The organism is Kitasatospora sp. NPDC089913 (assembly GCF_044748625.1).
Classification (GTDB): Bacteria; Actinomycetota; Actinomycetes; order Streptomycetales; family Streptomycetaceae; genus Kitasatospora.
In genome coordinates this window covers 132,117-149,358 of sequence record NZ_JBIVGI010000001.1, presented here as the reverse complement: position 1 = coordinate 149,358, position 17,242 = coordinate 132,117, and the positions used below count along the sequence as shown (strand labels likewise).

17 protein-coding genes are annotated in these 17,242 nt (G+C 73.8%); 6 read left to right on the top strand and 11 right to left on the bottom strand.

What is annotated here, in order from left to right:
* Positions 1–8: 8 nt before the first annotated feature.
* From ACIPYS_RS00655 to hrcA, 9 genes are all read right to left on the bottom strand, one after another.
* Entirely contained in the window at positions 9–1,334 is a 1,326-nt protein-coding gene (locus tag ACIPYS_RS00655; RefSeq protein ID WP_045938460.1) for a hemolysin family protein, read from the bottom strand.
* Positions 1,335–1,353: 19 nt separating this feature from the next.
* The gene (ybeY, locus tag ACIPYS_RS00650) at positions 1,354–1,848 is read right to left on the bottom strand and encodes an rRNA maturation RNase YbeY (protein WP_030395777.1); all 495 of its coding nucleotides are present in this window, start codon (positions 1,846–1,848) and stop codon (positions 1,354–1,356) included.
* A gap of 14 nt (positions 1,849–1,862) precedes the next feature.
* On the bottom strand, positions 1,863–2,987 hold the full coding sequence (locus tag ACIPYS_RS00645; RefSeq protein WP_093862110.1) for a PhoH family protein: 1,125 nt from the start codon (positions 2,985–2,987) through the stop codon (positions 1,863–1,865).
* 193 nt (positions 2,988–3,180) lie between these two features.
* The gene (locus ACIPYS_RS00640) at positions 3,181–4,101 is read right to left on the bottom strand and encodes a ribonuclease Z (protein WP_093862109.1); all 921 of its coding nucleotides are present in this window, start codon (positions 4,099–4,101) and stop codon (positions 3,181–3,183) included.
* Positions 4,102–4,104: 3 nt separating this feature from the next.
* Positions 4,105–4,458: a histidine triad nucleotide-binding protein gene (locus ACIPYS_RS00635; RefSeq protein ID WP_093862108.1), complete on the bottom strand. Its 354-nt coding sequence runs from the start codon at positions 4,456–4,458 to the stop codon at positions 4,105–4,107.
* A 183-nt stretch (positions 4,459–4,641) separates the two neighbouring features.
* A complete protein-coding gene (locus tag ACIPYS_RS00630; protein ID WP_400741499.1) occupies positions 4,642–7,884 on the bottom strand; it encodes a S41 family peptidase in 3,243 nt (1,080 codons plus the stop codon).
* Between the two features lie 132 nt (positions 7,885–8,016).
* On the bottom strand, positions 8,017–8,766 hold the full coding sequence (locus tag ACIPYS_RS00625; protein ID WP_093862106.1) for a 16S rRNA (uracil(1498)-N(3))-methyltransferase: 750 nt from the start codon (positions 8,764–8,766) through the stop codon (positions 8,017–8,019).
* Between the two features lie 81 nt (positions 8,767–8,847).
* Entirely contained in the window at positions 8,848–9,990 is a 1,143-nt protein-coding gene (dnaJ, locus tag ACIPYS_RS00620; protein WP_093862105.1) for a molecular chaperone DnaJ, read from the bottom strand.
* Positions 9,991–10,065: 75 nt separating this feature from the next.
* A complete protein-coding gene (hrcA, locus tag ACIPYS_RS00615) occupies positions 10,066–11,100 on the bottom strand; it encodes a heat-inducible transcriptional repressor HrcA (RefSeq protein WP_030395770.1) in 1,035 nt (344 codons plus the stop codon).
* A 273-nt stretch (positions 11,101–11,373) separates the two neighbouring features.
* On the opposite strand from hrcA, the gene htpX reads away from it, so the two are divergent.
* The 6 genes from htpX (at position 11,374) to ACIPYS_RS00585 (ending at position 15,378) form a co-directional block, all read left to right on the top strand.
* The gene (gene htpX, locus ACIPYS_RS00610) at positions 11,374–12,294 is read left to right on the top strand and encodes a zinc metalloprotease HtpX (RefSeq protein ID WP_093862104.1); all 921 of its coding nucleotides are present in this window, start codon (positions 11,374–11,376) and stop codon (positions 12,292–12,294) included.
* A 78-nt stretch (positions 12,295–12,372) separates the two neighbouring features.
* Positions 12,373–12,960, top strand: a complete 588-nt coding sequence (locus tag ACIPYS_RS00605) for a hypothetical protein (protein WP_093862103.1) — start codon at positions 12,373–12,375, stop codon at positions 12,958–12,960.
* 85 nt (positions 12,961–13,045) lie between these two features.
* Positions 13,046–13,825 carry a DUF2785 domain-containing protein gene (locus ACIPYS_RS00600; RefSeq protein WP_400741492.1) on the top strand — a complete coding sequence of 260 codons (780 nt, stop codon included), beginning with the start codon at positions 13,046–13,048 and terminating at the stop codon, positions 13,823–13,825.
* Between the two features lie 34 nt (positions 13,826–13,859).
* Positions 13,860–14,687 (top strand): DUF3097 domain-containing protein, encoded by an 828-nt coding sequence (locus ACIPYS_RS00595; protein WP_093862101.1) that lies wholly within the window; start codon positions 13,860–13,862, stop codon positions 14,685–14,687.
* Positions 14,688–14,740: 53 nt separating this feature from the next.
* Positions 14,741–14,977 carry a type II toxin-antitoxin system VapB family antitoxin gene (locus ACIPYS_RS00590; RefSeq protein WP_093862100.1) on the top strand — a complete coding sequence of 79 codons (237 nt, stop codon included), beginning with the start codon at positions 14,741–14,743 and terminating at the stop codon, positions 14,975–14,977.
* Entirely contained in the window at positions 14,974–15,378 is a 405-nt protein-coding gene (locus ACIPYS_RS00585; protein WP_400741487.1) for a PIN domain nuclease, read from the top strand. Before ACIPYS_RS00590 ends, ACIPYS_RS00585 begins: the two co-directional genes overlap by 4 nt.
* An 18-nt stretch (positions 15,379–15,396) precedes the next feature.
* Here ACIPYS_RS00585 and ACIPYS_RS00580 read toward each other — a convergent pair whose 3' ends face one another.
* The gene (locus tag ACIPYS_RS00580) at positions 15,397–15,954 is read right to left on the bottom strand and encodes a Uma2 family endonuclease (protein ID WP_400741484.1); all 558 of its coding nucleotides are present in this window, start codon (positions 15,952–15,954) and stop codon (positions 15,397–15,399) included.
* A 19-nt stretch (positions 15,955–15,973) separates the two neighbouring features.
* Positions 15,974–17,203 (bottom strand): radical SAM family heme chaperone HemW, encoded by a 1,230-nt coding sequence (gene hemW, locus ACIPYS_RS00575; RefSeq protein WP_093862097.1) that lies wholly within the window; start codon positions 17,201–17,203, stop codon positions 15,974–15,976.
* Positions 17,204–17,242 lie beyond the last annotated feature (39 nt).

The window sequence follows — 17,242 nt, the reverse complement described above, 5'->3', positions numbered from 1 at the left end:
CCCGAACGCTACTCGTCGGCCCCGGGGGCCGGATCCTCGGCCGCCCGGACCGGGGCGGCGACGACGGAGCCGATGCGGTTGCGGCGGCCGGCCGAGCTCTCGGCGGTCAGGCGGATCGCGGTCAGGCCGCCCGGGACCTCCTCGGGGAGCGGGATCGCGCAGGAGGAGCCGGGGATCGGCACCCGGCCCAGGTGCTTGGCCAGCAGACCGCCCACCGTCTCGACGTCCTCGTCCTCCAGCTCGATCCCGAACAGCTCGCCCAGGTCCTCGACCAGCAGCCGGGCGGTGATCCGGTAGGAGCCGTCCCCGAGGTCCTCCACCGGGGCGATCTCCCGGTCGTACTCGTCGGTGATCTCGCCGACGATCTCCTCCAGGATGTCCTCGATGGTGACCAGGCCGGCCGTGCCGCCGTACTCGTCGATCACGATCGCCACGTGCGAGCGCATCTGCTGCATCTCGCGCAGCAGGTCCGTGGCGGGCTTGGAGTCCGGGACGAACACCGCCGGGCGCATCACGGCGCCGACCTCGTCCGACTCGGAGTCCCGGTTGATGTGGGTGCGGCGCACCAGGTCCTTGAGGTAGACGATGCCGACCACGTCGTCCTCGTTGTCGCCGACCACCGGGATCCGGGAGAAGCCCGAGCGCAGCGCCAGGGTCAGCGCCTGCCGGACGGTCTTGTGCCGCTCGATCATCACCAGGTCGGTGCGCGGCACCATCACCTCGCGGACGATGGTGTCGCCCAGCTCGAAGACGGAGTGCACCATCCGGCGCTCCTCGTCCTCGATGACGTCGTTCTTCTCGGCCAGGTCGACCAGGGCCCGCAGCTCCGCCTCGGAGGCGAACGGTCCCTCCCGGTAGCCCTTGCCGGGCGTGAGGGCGTTGCCGAGCAGGATCAGCAGCCTCGGGATCGGGCCGAGGATCCGGGCCAGCGGCAGCAGCACGAAGGAGGCCGCGGTGGCGGTGGTGAGGGGGTGCTGGCGGCCGATCGTGCGCGGGGAGACCCCGACCGCCACGAAGGACACCAGCACCATCACGCCGAACGCCAGCAGTACGGCCTGCCAGGTCGTGTCGATGTTGCGCACGCACACCACGGTGACCAGCACCGCCGCCGCCATCTCGCTGGCCACCCGGATCAGGGTGGCCAGGTTGAGGTAGCGGATCGGGTCGGAGGCCAGGGCCAGCAGCCGGGCCGAGCCCCTGCGCCCGGACCGGACCGCTTCCTCGGCCCGGAACCGGGACACCCGGGAGATGCCCGCCTCGGCGCACGCCGCCAGCCAGCCGAGCACGACCAGCGCGACCGCGCCCAGGATGAAGCTCGTACTTTCACCACTCACAGGGGTTCGGGCTCCGCGCTCAGTGGGTGGTGGGGGCCGGGGAGATGCCGCCGAGGCCCCGCTCGGCCCGCCAGCCGTCGAGGATCGCCTTCTGGAGACCGAACATCTCCTCCTCCTCGTCCGGCTCCTCGTGGTCGTAGCCGAGCACGTGCAGCACGCCGTGCACGGTGAGCAGCTGCAGCTCCTCGTCCATCGAGTGCTTGGACGGGGCCGCCTTGCCCTGCTGCTCGGCGACCTCGGGGCAGAGCACGATGTCGCCGAGCAGCCCCTGCGGCAGCTCCTCGCCCTCCTTGCCGGGGCGCAGCTCGTCCATGGGGAAGGACATCACGTCCGTGGGGCCCGGGAGGTCCATCCACTGGATGTGCAGCTCCTCCATCGCCGCCCCGTCCACGAGGATCACGGACAGTTCGGACTGCGGGTGGATCCGCATCTTGTCCAGGGCGTAGCGGGCGACGGCGAGGACGGACTCCTCGTCGACGTCCCAGCCGGACTCATTGGCGATGTCGATCGACATGACGGGCTGGTTACTCAGCTTTCGGTGCGATGGGACTGTCGGGGTGCGCGCGAGCCGCGCCGCTGGGCGGGCTTGACCGGGAGACGGCGCTCGTCGGTCTCCTGGGCCTCCTGGAGGGCGTCCCAGCGCTCGTACGCGTCCACGATCCGGCCGACCAGCTTGTGGCGGACCACGTCGGTGCTGGTGAGGACGGAGAAGTGGATGTCGGGCACGTCGACCAGGATCTCCTGGACGACCTTCAGGCCGCTGCGGGTGCCGCCGGGGAGGTCGATCTGGCTGGTGTCGCCGGTGACGACCACCCGGGAGTTGAACCCGAGGCGGGTGAGGAACATCTTCATCTGCTCGGGCGAGGTGTTCTGGGCCTCGTCGAGGATGATGAAGGCGTCGTTGAGGGTGCGGCCGCGCATGTAGGCGAGCGGCGCGACCTCGATCGTCCCGGCGGCCATCAGCCGCGGGATGGAGTCGGGGTCCATCATGTCGTGCAGCGCGTCGTACAGCGGCCGCAGGTACGGGTCGATCTTCTCGTAGAGGGTCCCGGGCAGGAAGCCGAGCCGCTCGCCCGCCTCGACGGCCGGGCGGGTCAGGATGATCCGGTTGACCTCTTTGGCCTGGAGGGCCTGGACGGCCTTGGCCATCGCGAGGTAGGTCTTGCCGGTGCCGGCCGGGCCGAGGCCGAAGACGATCGTGTGCTTGTCGATGGCGTCGACGTAGCGCTGCTGGTTGAGGGTCTTCGGACGGATGGTCCGGCCCCGGTTGGACAGGATGTTCGCGGTGAAGACCTTCGACGGCGCCGGGCTGTCCGGGTCGTCGACGCCGCTGCGGATCATGGCGATGGAACGCTCCACGGAGTCCTCCGTGAGGGGTTGGCCGGTGCGCAGCACCAGCATCATCTCGCTGAACAGCTGCTTGACGAGGGCGACCTCGGCGCGCTCGCCGGTCGCGGTCACCTCGTTGCCCCGGACGTGGATGTCGGCGGCGGGGAAGCCCTGCTCGATCACTCGCAGCAACGAGTCGGCGGCGCCGAGCAGGGTGACCATCGGATGCTTCTCGGGGATGACGATCCGGGCGCTGACGCGGCCGTCCTCGGCCGGTTCGGGGCGCGGCTGTCCGTTGGAACGGGTCTGCGATGTGTCACTCATAGGTCGGCGCTGGGGCCTGCCTCATCCCATCCGTGTCTCGTGTGCCGCTCGGTCCTTCCGGGGCACCAGGGTACGCCGCACACGTGATCGCTGCGGCGGGCGGCGGGGCCGCACCCGACGATGCTGCGGCAGATCGCCGGGCGGCGCGAGCGGTTTTCCACGCTGTTCACCACGGCTCCGACGGGTGGGCGCCTCACTTGTGCCGGGGCGGTACCGGTACCCGGGCGAGGTCCTCGGCAAGCACGATCGGCCCGTCGAAGTGCTTGCGGGCGTCGGCGAGGTGCTGGCCGAGGTCGGGGTAGCGCTGCGAGAAGTGGGTGAGCACCAGGGTGCGGACACCCGCCTCGGCGGCGACCTTGGCGGCCTGCCCGGCGGTGAGGTGGCCGTGGTCCTCGGCCAGCCCGGCGTCCGCGTCGGAGAAGGTGGCCTCGACGACCAGCAGGTCGGCGCGCTCGGCGAGCTCGTACACGCCCTCGCAGAGCCGGGTGTCCATGACGAAGGCGAACCGCTGCCCGGGCCGTGGCTCGCTGACCTCCTCCAGGGTGACCCGCCGGCCGTCCGCCTCGATCTCGCCCCGGTGCTGGAGCCGACCGGTGTCGGGGCCGGCGATGCCCAGGGCGGCCAGCCGTTCGGGCACCAGCCGGCGGCCGTCCGGCTCGCTCAGCCGGTAGCCGAAGGACTCGACCGGGTGCGAGAGCCGGACCGCCTCCAGCGCGAAGCGGGCGCCCGGCACGGGCAGCGGGCCCGGTTCCTCGATCGGACGGGGCCGCAGCACCGCCGTCTCGTGGAAGGCGGTGGCGTGCCGCAGCCGCTCGAAGTACACCTCGCCGGAGGCCGGGAAGTAGATGTCCACCGGGTGCGGGACCCGGTCCAGGTTGATCCGCTGGATCACCCCGGCCAGGCCCAGGCTGTGGTCGCCGTGGAAGTGCGTGACGGCGATCCGGGTGAGCTGGGTGGCCGAGACCCCGGCGCGCAGCATCTGCCGCTGGGTCCCCTCGCCGGGGTCGAACAGCAGGCCCTCGCCGTCCCAGCGCAGCAGGTAGCCGTTGTGGTTGCGGTGCCGGGTCGGGACCTGGCTGGCGGTCCCGAGGACGACGAGTTCGCGCTGGGACACCGACTAGACCATGCGCTCGGTCATCGACGTGCCGCCGAGCACGTGGACGTGGGCGTGGAAGACGGTCTGGCCCGCGCCCGCGCCGGTGTTGAAGATCAGCCGGTAGTCCTCGAGGCCCTCGTCCGCGGCGACCCGGCCCGCCTCGGCGAGCAGCTCGCCGGCGACATCGGGCTCCGCGTCGGCCAGCGCGGCCGCGTTCGGGTAGTGGGCGTGCGGGATCACCAGGACGTGCACCGGGGCCTTCGGGGCGATGTCGCGGAAGGCGAGGGTCCGGTCGGTCCTGCGGACCACGGTGGCCGGGATCTCGCCCGCCACGATCTTGCAGAACAGGCAGTCGGGCTGCGCCTCGCCGGCCATCGGGATCTCCTCGCGGGATGCTGGTGCTGGTCTGGTGGGAGCGTACGGCGGCATGCTAGCCGAGCCCCGCCGCCGCCCGCCGGTACTCGCGCGGGCGCTGCCCCCGCGGTACGCGCGGCGACGGCCGCCCCGGCGGTGGGAGGACGGACAGCGGTCCGTCCTCCCAGCGGCGCCGGACCGCCGCTACCGCTCCCAGGGCAGCGCCGGCGGGGTCCTGGCCGGCTGCTCGGCGAGCGCCGCCAGCGCGATCCGCACCCCCTCGGCGAGCTGCGGGTCCTCGCCCGCCGCCCAGGCGTGCGGCGGGAACGGCACCTCCACGTCCGGGTCCACCCCGTGGTTCTCCAGGCCCCAGCCGAGCCGCTCCGACCAGAACGCGTACTTGGGCTGGGTCACCAGGGTCCCGTCCACCAGCGAGTAGCGGCTGTCGATGCCGATCACCCCGCCCCAGGTGCGGGTGCCGACGACCGGGCCGATGCCCAGCGCCTGGATCGCCGCGTTGACGATGTCGCCGTCCGAGCCCGAGTACTCGTCCGCCAGGGCGACGACCGGACCGCGCGGCGCGTCCTCCGGGTACGGCGCGGGATTGGCGACGTCCCTGCCCACGCCCCAGCCGACGATCCGCCGCGCCAGCTTCTCCACCACCAGCTGCGAGGTGTGCCCGCCCCGGTTGCCCCGGATGTCGACGACCACGCCCTCCCTGGCCATCTCCGAGCGCAGGTCGCGGTGGATCTGCGCCCAGCCGGTGGTCTGCATGTCGGGGATGTGCAGATAGCCGAGCCGGCCGTCGGACAGCTCCCGGACGACGGCCCGCCGCCCGGCCACCCAGTCGTGGTAGCGCAGCGCCTCGTCGTCGGCGAGCGGGACGACCACCGGGTACCGCTGGTCGGTGCCGTCCTTGCCGGCCACCGTCAGTTCGACCGGCTGCCCGGCGGTGCCGGCCAGCAGGGGCGCCGGGCCGGTCACCGGGTCCACCGGACGGCCGTTGACCGCCAGCACCGCGTCCCCGGGCCGGACCGCCGCGCCCGGGGCGGCCAGCGGCGAGTGCGCCCGGGGGTCGGAGGACTCCCCCGGCAGGATCCGCGCGACCCGCCACACCTCGCCGTCCCTGACCAGGTCCGCGCCGAGCAGGCCCTGCCGGCGGGCCGGCTCGGTGTGCACCCCGTGCGCCACCACGTACGCGTGGGAGGTGCCCAGCTCGCCGTGCACCTCCCAGAGCAGGTCCACCAGGTCGTCGTGCGAGCCGAGCCGCTCCACCAGCGGCCGGTAGCGGGCCAGCACCCCGGCCCAGTCCACCCCGCCGAGGTCGGGACGCCAGAAGTTGTCCCGCATCAGCCGGCCGTTCTCGTCGTACATCTGCCGCCACTCGGCCGCCGGGTCGACCGTCACCCGCAGCCGGTCCAGGTCGACGTCGACCTCGTCGTCCTCGCCGGACGCCTTGTGGTCGGCGGGCACGATCCGCAGCTCGCCCTCGTCCAGCACGGCGAGCCGGGTGCCGTCGCCGCTCACCGCGAACGCGTCCAGGCCGTCCACCAGCTGCTCCGCCCGGCGCTTGCGGAAGTCGAACCGCTCCAGGGTCGGCCGCGGGCGCTCGTCCTCCAGCGAGGCGGCCTCGTCGCCCAGCTCGCCGACCAGCGGCAGCCTGGTCCACAGCACGCCGTCCTTGGCCGCCCGCAGGACGCCGAAGCGGCCGCCCTCCACCGGGAACGGCACGATCCGGTCGGCGATGCCGTCCAGGTCGACCCGGGTCGCCGGCGGCACGTCGGCCGCGCCCTCCTCGCCGTCCGCCCGGCGGCCCTTCGACTCGTCCTCCTCCCCGCCGGCCGTCCGGCCCGCCCGGCGCGGCCCGAACGGCGACGGCGTGTCGGCGGCCAGCGTGATCAGGTACGGGCGGCAGCCGTTGGGGAACGACAGGTCGAAGACGTGCGAGTCGTACACCGGGTCGAAGCTGCGCACCGACAGGAACGCCAGGTGCCGGCCGTCCGCGGTGAACGCCGGGGAGGTGTCGACGAACCGCTCCGGGGTCGCCTCGGAGACCGTCCGGGTGGCCAGGTTGGCCAGCACGATCCGGCGCAGCGACCACGCCCCGAGGGTCGGCTGCGACCAGGCCAGCCAGGCCGAGTCCGGGCTGAACGCCAGCCCGGAGACCTCGCCGTCGGTGCTGTGCGCCAGCTCGTGCACGGCGCCGTCGGCCAGGCCGACCAGCAGGACCCGGCCGTCGTGCGCGCCGACCGCGAGCTGCTTGCCGTCCGGGGAGACCAGCAGCGAGCGGACCCGGCCCAGCTGCCCGGCGGCGAGCCGGCGGCGCTCGGCGCCGAGCACCGCGGGGGCGTACTCGATCGCGTCCTCGCCCTCGGCGTCGGTCACCCAGACCACGCCCTGGGCGGCGTCCTCACCGGCCGGTCCCGGCACCACCCGGGCCAGCCGGCCGCGGACGCCCGGCGTCTCGTCCAGCACCCGGGCCGGTCCCTCCCGGTGGGTCAGCCAGTGCACGGAGCCGCGCACCACCACGGCCCCGGCCCGCCCGGTGCGGTCCGGGGCGGCACCCTCCAGCCAGTGCGCGGCGGACACCGGGCGGGGGCGGCGGCCGGTGCGCGGGCCGGCCGGGCGGACGTCCAGGCGGCGCGGCTCGGCGCCGTCGAGGTCCTCCAGCAGCCACAGGTCGCCGGCGCTGTGCCAGACCACCCGGCTCCCGTCGGTGGTGGCGGTGCGGGCGTAGAAGCCCTCCGGGGAGATGCCGTGCCGGCGCAGGTCGGAGCCGTCCGGGAGGCTGGAGTAGAGCGCGCCGACACCCTCGTGGTCGGAGAGGAAGGCGATCCGCCCGCCCACCCACAGCGGCGACTCGATGTGCCCGGCCAGGTCCTCGTGGACGCGCTCGAAGCGGTCGGTGCCGATCCACAGCCGGCCGGTCCGGCCGCCCCGGTAGCGCTTCCACCAGGCCGGCTCGGTGGCGTAGGCGGAGACCAGCAGCACCCGGTCGCCGCCGGGCTCGAAGGCCAGCCCGCCGACCGGGCCGTACGGCAGCCGGGCCGCCTCGCCGCCGTCCAGCGGCACCGCCCGCGCCCAGGTGCGGCGCAGCGAGGCCTGCCCGGTGGCGGTGGTGGCGATCGGCCGGCCGTCGGCGGTCCAGCCGCGCAGCTGGGTCTGCGCGTCGCCCCAGTGGGTCAGCCGCCGGGACGGCCCGCCTTCCACCGGGGCCACGTGCACCTCCGGGGCGCCGTCCCGGGTGGAGGTGAAGGCGACGTGGCGGCCGTCCGGGGAGAACATCGGTCTGCGGACCGGACGGTGGTCGGCGGTCAGCCGCCAGGCCCGGCCGCCGTCCAGCGGGGCGAGCCACACGTCGTTCTCGGCCACGAAGGTGATCAGGTCGCCGTGCAGGTGCGGGTGGCGCAGGTAGGCGCCCTCGGGGGTGCTCTCGGGTTCGCTCACGCTCGCCACCCTAGGCAGGCGGGAGCGCGGCGCGCCCGCAGTTCGCGGTCCGCGAACCCCCACGGGGGACGCCGGTCCCGGGCCCGGCCGCCGGTGCCGGGCCCGGCGGCCCGTACGGCCCGGCGGCGGCCGTCAGGCCCAGCGGCCGGTGCGGCCCAGCAGCAGCGCGCCGGCCGCGACCCCGGCCGTGGAGGTGCGCAGCACCGAGGGGCCCAGCCGGAACGGCTTCGCGCCGTCCTCGGCGAAGGCGGCCAGCTCCTCCGGGGAGACGCCGCCCTCCGGGCCGACCACCAGCACCAGGTCCCCGGTGTCCGGCAGGACCGCCCCGGCCAGCGGCTCGGAGCCCTCCTCGTGCAGCACCGCGGCGAACGCGGCGCCGAGCAGCACCGGGGCCAGCTGCCGGGTCGTCATCACGTCGCGGACGACGGGGAAGCGCAGCCGCCGGGACTGCTTGCCGGCCTCGCGCGCGGTGGCCCGCCACTTGGCGAGCGCCTTGGCGCCGCGCTCGCCCTTCCACTGGGTGATGCAGCGCGAGGCCGCCCAGGGGATCACCACGTCCACGCCGACCTCGGTCATGGTCTCCACCGCCAGCTCGCCCCGGTCGCCCTTGGGCAGCGCCTGGACGACGACGATCCGCGGCGACGGCTCCGGCTCCCGGCGCACGGCCGTCACCGCCACGTCGATCGCGTCCTTGCCGTGCACCGCCGCGACGGTGCCGTCCGCGCCGAGGCCGAGGCCGTCCGTCAGGGTGACCGCCTCGCCCGGCTCCAGCCGCTTCACCGCGGCCGCGTGCCGGCCCTCCGGCCCGTCCAGGCGCACCGTCGCGCCCGGCGCGGCGGCGGCGATCCGCTCGGGGTCGGCGAAGAACACGGGCGCGGTCATGCGGGGAACCTCCGGGGTGGGAACGGGAACGGGAACGCGAAAAGGGTGCCGAGGAAGCCTCGGCACCCCCGCGCGGGACGGCTACCGGCCGTTGAAGGCGTCCTTCAGCCGGGAGAACAGCCCCTGCTGCCCGGGCGCGAACTGGCCGGACGGCCGCTCCTCGCCGCGCAGCACCGCCAGGCGGCGCAGCAGCTCCTCCTGCTCGGCGTCGAGCTTGGTGGGCGTCTGCACCTCGACATGCACTATCAGGTCACCGCGGCCGCCGCCGCGCAGGTGGGTGATGCCGCGGCCGTGCAGCGGGATCGACTGGCCGGACTGGGTGCCGGGCCGGATGTCGACCTCCTCGATCCCGTCCAGGGTCTGCAGCGGCACCTGGGTGCCGAGCGAGGCCGCCGTCATCGGGATGGTGACCGTGCAGTGCAGGTCGTCGCCGCGCCGCTGGAAGGTCGGGTGGCTGGTCTCGGCGATCTCGACGTAGAGGTCGCCGGCCGGGCCGCCGCCGGGGCCGACCTCGCCCTCGCCGGCCAGCTGGATCCGGGTGCCGTTGTCGACCCCGGCCGGGATCTTGACGGTCAGGGTGCGCCGGGCGCGGACCCGGCCGTCGCCGGCGCACTCCGGGCACGGGGTCGGCACGACGGTGCCGAAGCCCTGGCACTGCGGGCAGGGGCGCGAGGTCATGACCTGGCCCAGGAAGGACCGGGTGACCTGGGAGACCTCGCCCTTGCCGCGGCACATGTCGCAGGTCTGCGCGGAGGTGCCGGGCGCGGCGCCCTCGCCGCTGCAGGTGGTGCAGGTGACGGCGGTGTCGACCTGGAGTTCCTTGGTGGTGCCGAACGCGGCCTCCTCCAGGGTGATCTCCAGCCGGATCATGGCGTCCTGGCCGCGCCTGGTCCGGGAGCGCGGTCCGCGCTGGCCGGAGGCGGCGCCGAAGAAGGCGTCCATGATGTCGGAGAAGCCGAAGCCCGCCGCGCCCGCGCCGAAGCCGCCCGCGCCGCCCCCGCCGTTCGGCGAGAGCGGGTCGCCGCCGAGGTCGTAGACCTGGCGCTTCTGCGGGTCGGAGAGCACCTCGTAGGCGGCGTTGATCTCCTTGAACCGCTCCTGCGTCTTCGGGTCCGGGTTGACGTCCGGGTGCAGTTCGCGTGCCAGGCGCCGGAACGCCTTCTTGATCTCGTCCTGCCCCGCATCCCGTCGGACGCCGAGTACCGCGTAGTAGTCCGTGGCCACCAAATGCTCCGCTTGTTCCGCCTGTGTGAGTGCTTGCGACTTCGGGCGCCGTCAGCTGTCCGACGACGACCGTTCCTACGACTCGGCCAGAATCTGGCCCACGTACCGTGCCACCGCTCGCACCGCCCCCATTGTGCCCGGGTAGTCCATCCGGGTCGGACCGATCACCCCCAGTTTGGCCACGCTCTCGTCGCCCGAACCGTAACCGACCGAGACGACCGAGGTGGAATTCAGCCCTTCGTAGGCGTTCTCCCGCCCGATCCGGACCGTCATCCCGGCGTCCGCGGTCTCACCCAGGAGGCGGAGCAGGACGACCTGCTCCTCCAGTGCCTCCAGCACCGGCTGGATGGTCAGCGGGAAGTCGTGGCCGAAGCGGGTCAGATTGGCCGTGCCGGCCAGCATGATCCGCTCCTCGCGCTGCTCGGCGAGGGTCTCGAAGAGCGTCGCCAGCACCGTGGACACGGTCGGCCGGTCGGCCGCCTCGAACTGCGCGGGCAGCTCCTCCAGCAGCCCCGGGACGTCCGGGAGCCGCTGTCCGGCGGCCCGGGCGTTGATCCGGCCCCGGAGGTCCGCCAGCACGGTCTCGCCGACCGTACCCGGGCAGTCCACCAACCGCTGCTCGACGCGGCCGGTGTTCATGATCAGCACCAGCATCACCTTGGCCGGGGCCAGCGCCACCAGCTCGATGTGCCGCACCGTGGAGCGGCTCAGCGAGGGGTACTGCACCACCGCGACCTGGCGGGTCAGCTGGGCGAGCAGCCGCACCGTGCGGGCGACCACGTCGTCGAGGTCCACCGCGCCGTCGAGGAAGTGCCGGATCGCCCGCCGCTCGGGCGCGCTCATCGGCTTGACCTCGGCCAGCTTGTCGACGAACAGCCGGTAGCCCTTGTCGGTGGGGATCCGCCCGGCGCTGGTGTGCGGCTGGTGGATGTACCCCTCCTCCTCCAGCGCCGCCATGTCGTTGCGGACGGTCGCCGGGGAGACCCCGAGGTTGTGCCGCTCGACCAGGGCCTTGGAGCCGACCGGCTCCTCGGTGCCCACGTAGTCCTGGACGATCGCGCGAAGCACCGCGAGTTTGCGGTCGTCGAGCTGGCGGACCTCACCGGCCATGGGCACGCACCTCCGTCTTCACGCGTTGTCCGTTGTGACACACCGTCGTGGCATGTGTCCGTGTTCGAGCTGTCCGGTCCGACCCCGAGGGGCCGGGCCTTGGCACTCTGAACACACGAGTGCCAGAACCGTACCTGCCAGTGTAAGGCCCGGGTCCGACGGCAGGAACGGCCCGGCCGGGGTGATCCTGCCCGCAGTCCGCGGCGCGCGGGTGATGCCGCGGGGCCCGCCCGGTGGCAGCATCGGAAGCGGACGGCGAACGGAGGAGCAGAGATGTCGAGCTCGGGCCAGCACACCCGCTTCGCCCCCGACCGCGGCCTGACCGGCCGCATGGTGGGGACGATGTTCCTGATCGGGCTGCTGTACGTGGGATTCACCGGTCTGCTGATCGTGCTGCTGCGCGGCGCCTGGCCGATCGTCGTGCTGATCTCGGGCGGCCTGTTCGTCGCCCAGTTCTGGTTCAGCGACCGCATCACCGAACGGGCGATGGGTGCCCACCGGGTCACCCCGGAGCAGTACCCGCAGCTGCACGGCGCCGTCGACCGGCTCTGCGCGCTCGCCGACATGCCCAAACCCCGGGTGGCGGTCGCCGACAACGACATGCCGAACGCCTTCGCCACCGGCCGCAACCCGCAGAACGCGGTGGTCTGCGTGACCACCGGCCTGCTGCGCCGGCTGGAACCCGAGGAGCTGGAGGGCGTGCTCGCCCACGAGCTGTCCCACGTCGCCCACCGCGACGTCGCCGTGATGACGGTGGCCGGCTTCCTGGGCGTACTGGCCGGCGCGATGACCCGGATCGCCGTGTACGGCGGCTTCATGGGCGGCGGGCGCAACAACAACGACTCCAACGCCGCGATCGCCGCCCTGGTGATCCCGCTGGTGTCGATCGCCGTCTACGCGATCAGCTTCCTGCTGACCCGGCTGCTCTCCCGCTACCGGGAGCTGGCCGCCGACCGGGCCGCCGCCCAGCTCACCGGGCGGCCCAGCGCGCTCGCCTCGGCGCTCACCAAGGTGACCGGCCAGATCGCCGCCATCCCGACCCGGGACCTGCGCCAGTCGCAGGCCTACAACGCGTTCTACTTCGCGCCGGCCCTCAGCGCCCGGGAGGCCGCCACCCAGCTGTTCTCCACCCACCCGTCGCTGGAGCAGCGACTGGCCCAGCTGGCGAAGATCTCCTCCGACCTCGGCCGCTGAGCCGCCCGTCGCCCGCGCCGCTCCCATCCCTCCCCGCACCGCACCGCACCGCACCGTTCTCCGACCGGAAGGACCGCCGTGGGCATCCTGGACACGCTGTTCGGCCGCACCAAGCCCGTCAAGCCCGACCTCGACCAGCTGTTCGGCGTACCGTCCGCCGCCCTCACCCTGGAGGCCGCGGCCGGCTTCCGGCCCACCGGACTCGGCTCGGTCTGCTTCGCCTCCGTCGAGGGCGGCGCCTTCGACGAGGTCGAACGGCAGGTCCGGGCCCTGCTCGACGCCGACACCGAACGCGGCGGCGTCCCCGTCGAGGCCTCCCGGGACTCCTACGGCTACTCCTGGCTGCTCGCCCGGCACGAACCCGGCGAACTGCCCGCACTGGTCAACGACCTGCACGCGGTCAACAGCGAACTCGAGGCGCACGGCTTCGGCCCCCAGCTGCTCTGCTCCCTGGTCGGCTTCCGCGACGCCGACGGGCGGCGGCCGCTCGCCCTCGTCTACCTGTACAAACGCGGCACCTTCTACCCGTTCGCACCGATGCCCGGCGGCGGCGAGAAGCGCGACAACCCGCTGGAGCTGGAGGTCAACGCGATGCTCGGCAACGACCTGCGGCTGGAGAAGGACCTCACCCGCTGGTTCCCGGTCTGGGGCGCGCCGGGCCTGTGAACCGGGGGGCCACCGGGCCGGCGGTGCCGCCCCCGGGCCCGGAAATCCGGTGGCCCACCGGCGCCCCCGCCCCTAGGGTCCGCCCGTGATCAACTGGACCGCTCTCGAATCCGCCGCCCCCACCCCCGACACCCTCGCCGCCGTCAGCGCCGCACTGCGCTCGCCCGACCCGCACGTCCGCGACAGCCTCGCCTACGAGCAGTTGTGCCGCTGGGTACCGCAGCTCACCCCCGCCGAGCGCCTCGCGCTCGGCGACGAGATGGCCGAACGCCTCACCGGCCCCGAGATCCAGGCCCGCACCTTCGCCCCGCTGATCCTCGCCGACCTCGCCGACCTCGGCACCCACCGCCCGGCCTGGCTGGACGCCTTCGCCCGCTGGTACACCGGCGAGAGCGACCTGCGCGGCTTCGACCCGGAACTCGGCTGGCTGCACGCGGTGGCGCACGGCGCCGACTACCTGGCCGCCCTCGGCCGCGGCCCGCTGCTCGCCGACCCGACCCCGCTGCTGGACCTCGTCGCCGCCCGGCTGCTCGCCCCCACCGACCACGTGCTGGACGCCATGGAGGACGACCGGCTCGGCCGCGCCGTCGCCCAGATCCTCACCCGCCCGGAGCTGACCGAGCGCCAGGCCCTCGGCTGGCTCGACCCGATCGCCGCCCAGCCGCCGCGCCGGCCCTCCGCGACCACCGGCGCCGTGCCCGCCGTCGTCTCCAACACCCTGCGCACCCTGCGGGCCGTCTACGTGCTCGCCGACCGGGGCGTGCGCACGGAGCGCGGCGGCGCGCCGGTGCCGCTGCCGCACTCCGCCGCCCTGCGCGCGCGGATCGCCGAGCTGCTGGTGGTGAACTCGCCGTTCACCGGCTGACGGCCCGTGGGCTCCGGGAAATAGACTCCGGGGAATGCGCAGCCGCCAGTACGGACCCGACCTGACCCCGCCGTGGAAGAAGCAGGCGCCCGCCCCCGAAGTGCCCGCCGAACGGGACCTCGTGGTCGAGGAGGCCGCATCCGGCTTCTGCGGGGCGGTGGTGCGCTGCGAGAAGACCGCCGAGGGCCACACCGTCACCCTGGAGGACCGGTTCGGCAAGCACCGGGTGTTCCCGCTGGTCCCCCGCGGCTTCCTGCTGGAGGGCCGGACGGTCACCCTGGTCCGCCCCTCGGGCCCCGCCCCGGCCCGCACCCCCGCGCGCACCGCCTCCGGCTCGGTCGCCGTCCCCGGCGCCCGGGCCCGGGTCGCCCGCGAGTCGCGGATCTACGTCGAGGGCCGGCACGACGCCGAGCTGGTGGAACGGGTCTGGGGCGACGACCTGCGGATCGAGGGCGTGGTCGTCGAGTACCTGGAGGGCGTCGACGACCTGCCCGCGATCGTCGCCGAGTTCGCCCCCGGCCCGGAGCGCCGCCTCGGCGTGCTGGTCGACCACCTGCTCCCGGGCACCAAGGAGCACCGCATCGCCGCCCGGGTCACCGGCCCGCACGTCCTGGTCGTCGGCCACCCCTACATCGACGTCTGGCAGGCCGTGAAGCCCTCCTCCGTCGGCATCCCGGCCTGGCCCGCGGTCCCGAGGGGCGAGGACTGGAAGACCGGCACCTGCCGCCGTCTGGGCTGGCCCGAGGACACCCCGGCGGCGTGGAAGCGCATCCTGTCGAAGGTGAACTCCTTCAAGGACCTGGAGCCCGAGCTGCTGGGCCGGGTCGAGGAGCTGATCGACTTCGTGGCCCTGCCGGAGTGACACCCCGGCGTATATCCTTTTCTCCAACCGGATATACGCCGCTGGAGGTCACCATGTCCCGCACCGTGATCGACCTGGATGACGAGGCACTGGCCGATGCCGCCCGCTACCTCGGCACCACCACCAAGAAGGACACCGTCAACGCCGCCCTGCGGGAGATAGCGGACCGCCGGCGCCGGACCGCGGCGCTGGCCCGGATGCGGGAGATGGTCGCCGAGGGCGAGATCGACTTCTCGGTCATCGGCTACCCCGACGACATTTCGGGCGCGTCCGGAAGGCCGGCCGCGTGACCGAGGAGTTCCTGATCGACACCAGCGCGCTGGTCCGGCTGATGCGCGGCCGGACCGGAGCGGCCTGGGACGAGGCGGTGACGGCGGGACTGGTACTGCTCTGCGAACCGGTACGCCAGGAGTATCTGCGTGCGGTGGGCGGCCGAGCCGCGTACTTCGAGGCGACCGGCCTGCTGCGGGAGCTCTTCCCGTACCAGCACCTGCACGACAGCGCCTGGCAGGACGCCGCCGAACTGCAGGAACGGCTCGCCCAGTCGGGTGCCCACCAGTGCGCGAGTCCGGTGGACCTGCTGGTCGCCGTCACCGCCGCCCGCCACAAGCTCACGGTGCTGCACCAGGACGCCGACTTCGAGACGATGGCCCGGTTGACCGGGCAGCCCGTCCGTCGGATCGACCAGTAGTGCCGGGCCCCGGCCGGGTCAGGAGCAGGGCTGGAACTCCGTGGTGTCGAGCGTGATGCCGAGCAGGTCCAACGGGATCGGCTCGCCGAACCTGGTGGTCCGCTCGGCCACGTAGTCCGGGGGTCCGGAGGCGGCGGCCACGGTCGGTTCGGTGAGCAGGACGCAGACACCCTTGACCGGGTCGACGATCAGGTAGGCGGGCACGGTGCCCTCGGCGTAGAGCTCCCGTTTGGTCCGGTAGTCGCGCAGCACGCTGGTCCTCGACACGACCTCGACCACCAGTGTCACCGCCGGAGCGGGGATCGCACGCCCCCGGACCTCCGCGGCGCCTCGCGCCCAGACCACCAGGTCCGGCTGCAGCTCACTCACCCGCCCCGGGATGCTGACGTCCTGTGTGGTCACGCTGTGCCAGCGACGATGCGGAATCCGGTCCCGAACGGATTCGACGATGAGGTTGGCGGTCAGGTCCGAGCTCATGCTCAGCACGATCTCGCCCCGGACGAGTTCGGCTCTCCACCCCTCCGGAGCCTCCAGCCCTTCGAAGAAGGTCATCGCCCTGTGTGTGTCGGTCGTCACGGAGAAAAGCTATCGCGGCTCAGTCCACCAGGTCACGTACCACCCCGTCGGCCAGCAGGCGGCCCCGGAGGGTGAGGGCGGCGCGGCCGTCGGCCCAGGGCTCCGGGGCGAGGAGGCCGTCGGCCAGGTGCTGCCGGGCGGCCTTCAGACCGGTCTCCGTGAGCAGGTCCAGCGGGATGCCCTCGGCCAGACGCAGCTCCAGCAGGATCCGCTCGACCCGGCGGTCCTCGGCGGCCAGGCGTTCGCGGCCCTGGGCGGGGGTGCGGCCCTCGGCGAGGGCGCGGGCGTAGGCGGCGGGGTGCTTGGCGTTCCACCAGCGGACGCCGCCGACGTGGCTGTGCGCGCCGGGGCCGGCGCCCCACCAGTCGCCGCCGGTCCAGTACAGCTCGTTGTGGCGGCAGCGGCCCTCGGGGGTGGTGGACCAGTTGGAGACCTCGTACCAGGAGTAGCCGGCCGCGGTCAGCGCCTCCTCGGCGATCAGGTAGCGGTCGGCGTGCACGTCGTCGTCGATCATCGGCAGTTCGCCGCGCCCGACCCGGGCGGCCAGCCGGGTGCCCTCCTCGACGATCAGCGAGTAGGCGGAGACGTGGTCCGGGCCCGCGCCGATCGCGGCGGCCAGGGAGGCCCGCCAGTCGTCGTCGGACTCGCCGGGGGTGCCGTAGATGAGGTCGAGGTTGACGTGCTCGAAGCCCGCCGCGCGCGCCTCGGCGACGCAGGCCTCGGGGCGGCCGGGGGTGTGGTGGCGGTCGAGCAGCTGCAGCACGTGCGGGCGGGCCGACTGCATGCCGAAGGAGATCCGGTTGTAGCCGCCCTCGCGCAGCTCCGCCAGGTACGCCGGGTCCACGGACTCCGGGTTCGCCTCGGTGGTGACCTCGGCCCCCTCGGCGAGCCCGAACTCCTCGCGGATCGCGGCGAGCATCCGCACCAGGTCGCGGGCGGGCAGCAGGGTCGGGGTGCCGCCGCCCAGGAAGACGGTGCGCACCGGCGGGGCGGCGTCGCCGAGCACCCGTCGGGCCAGCCGGACCTCGGCGACCACGTTGTCCGCGTAGGTCTCCTGGGAGGCGACCGTGCCGGAGGAGCGCAGCTCGGTTGCGGTGTAGGTGTTGAAGTCGCAGTAGCCGCAGCGGCTGGCGCAGTACGGCACGTGCAGGTAGAAGCCGAACGGACGCGAGCCCAGCCCGTCGAGGGCGTGCGCGGGCAGGGAGCCGTCGGACGGTACCGGTTCACCGTCGGGGAGTGCGGAGGGCATGACCCCATTGTCCCGTACGGCCGGAGTGATCCCCCCGGG

Bases quoted from the DNA above. Each gene is read 5' to 3' on its own strand.
- hrcA (WP_030395770.1), bottom strand. From the start codon at position 11,100: ATGGCCGGTGAGGTCCGCCAGCTCGACGACCGCAAACTCGCGGTGCTT.
- ACIPYS_RS00595 (WP_093862101.1), top strand. From the start codon at position 13,860: ATGCGCAGCCGCCAGTACGGACCCGACCTGACCCCGCCGTGGAAGAAG.
- ybeY (WP_030395777.1), bottom strand. From the start codon at position 1,848: ATGTCGATCGACATCGCCAATGAGTCCGGCTGGGACGTCGACGAGGAG.
- ACIPYS_RS00590 (WP_093862100.1), top strand. From the start codon at position 14,741: ATGTCCCGCACCGTGATCGACCTGGATGACGAGGCACTGGCCGATGCC.
- hemW (WP_093862097.1), bottom strand. From the start codon at position 17,203: ATGCCCTCCGCACTCCCCGACGGTGAACCGGTACCGTCCGACGGCTCC.
- ACIPYS_RS00625 (WP_093862106.1), bottom strand. From the start codon at position 8,766: ATGACCGCGCCCGTGTTCTTCGCCGACCCCGAGCGGATCGCCGCCGCC.
- htpX (WP_093862104.1), top strand. From the start codon at position 11,374: ATGTCGAGCTCGGGCCAGCACACCCGCTTCGCCCCCGACCGCGGCCTG.
- ACIPYS_RS00635 (WP_093862108.1), bottom strand. From the start codon at position 4,458: ATGGCCGGCGAGGCGCAGCCCGACTGCCTGTTCTGCAAGATCGTGGCG.
- ACIPYS_RS00645 (WP_093862110.1), bottom strand. From the start codon at position 2,987: ATGAGTGACACATCGCAGACCCGTTCCAACGGACAGCCGCGCCCCGAA.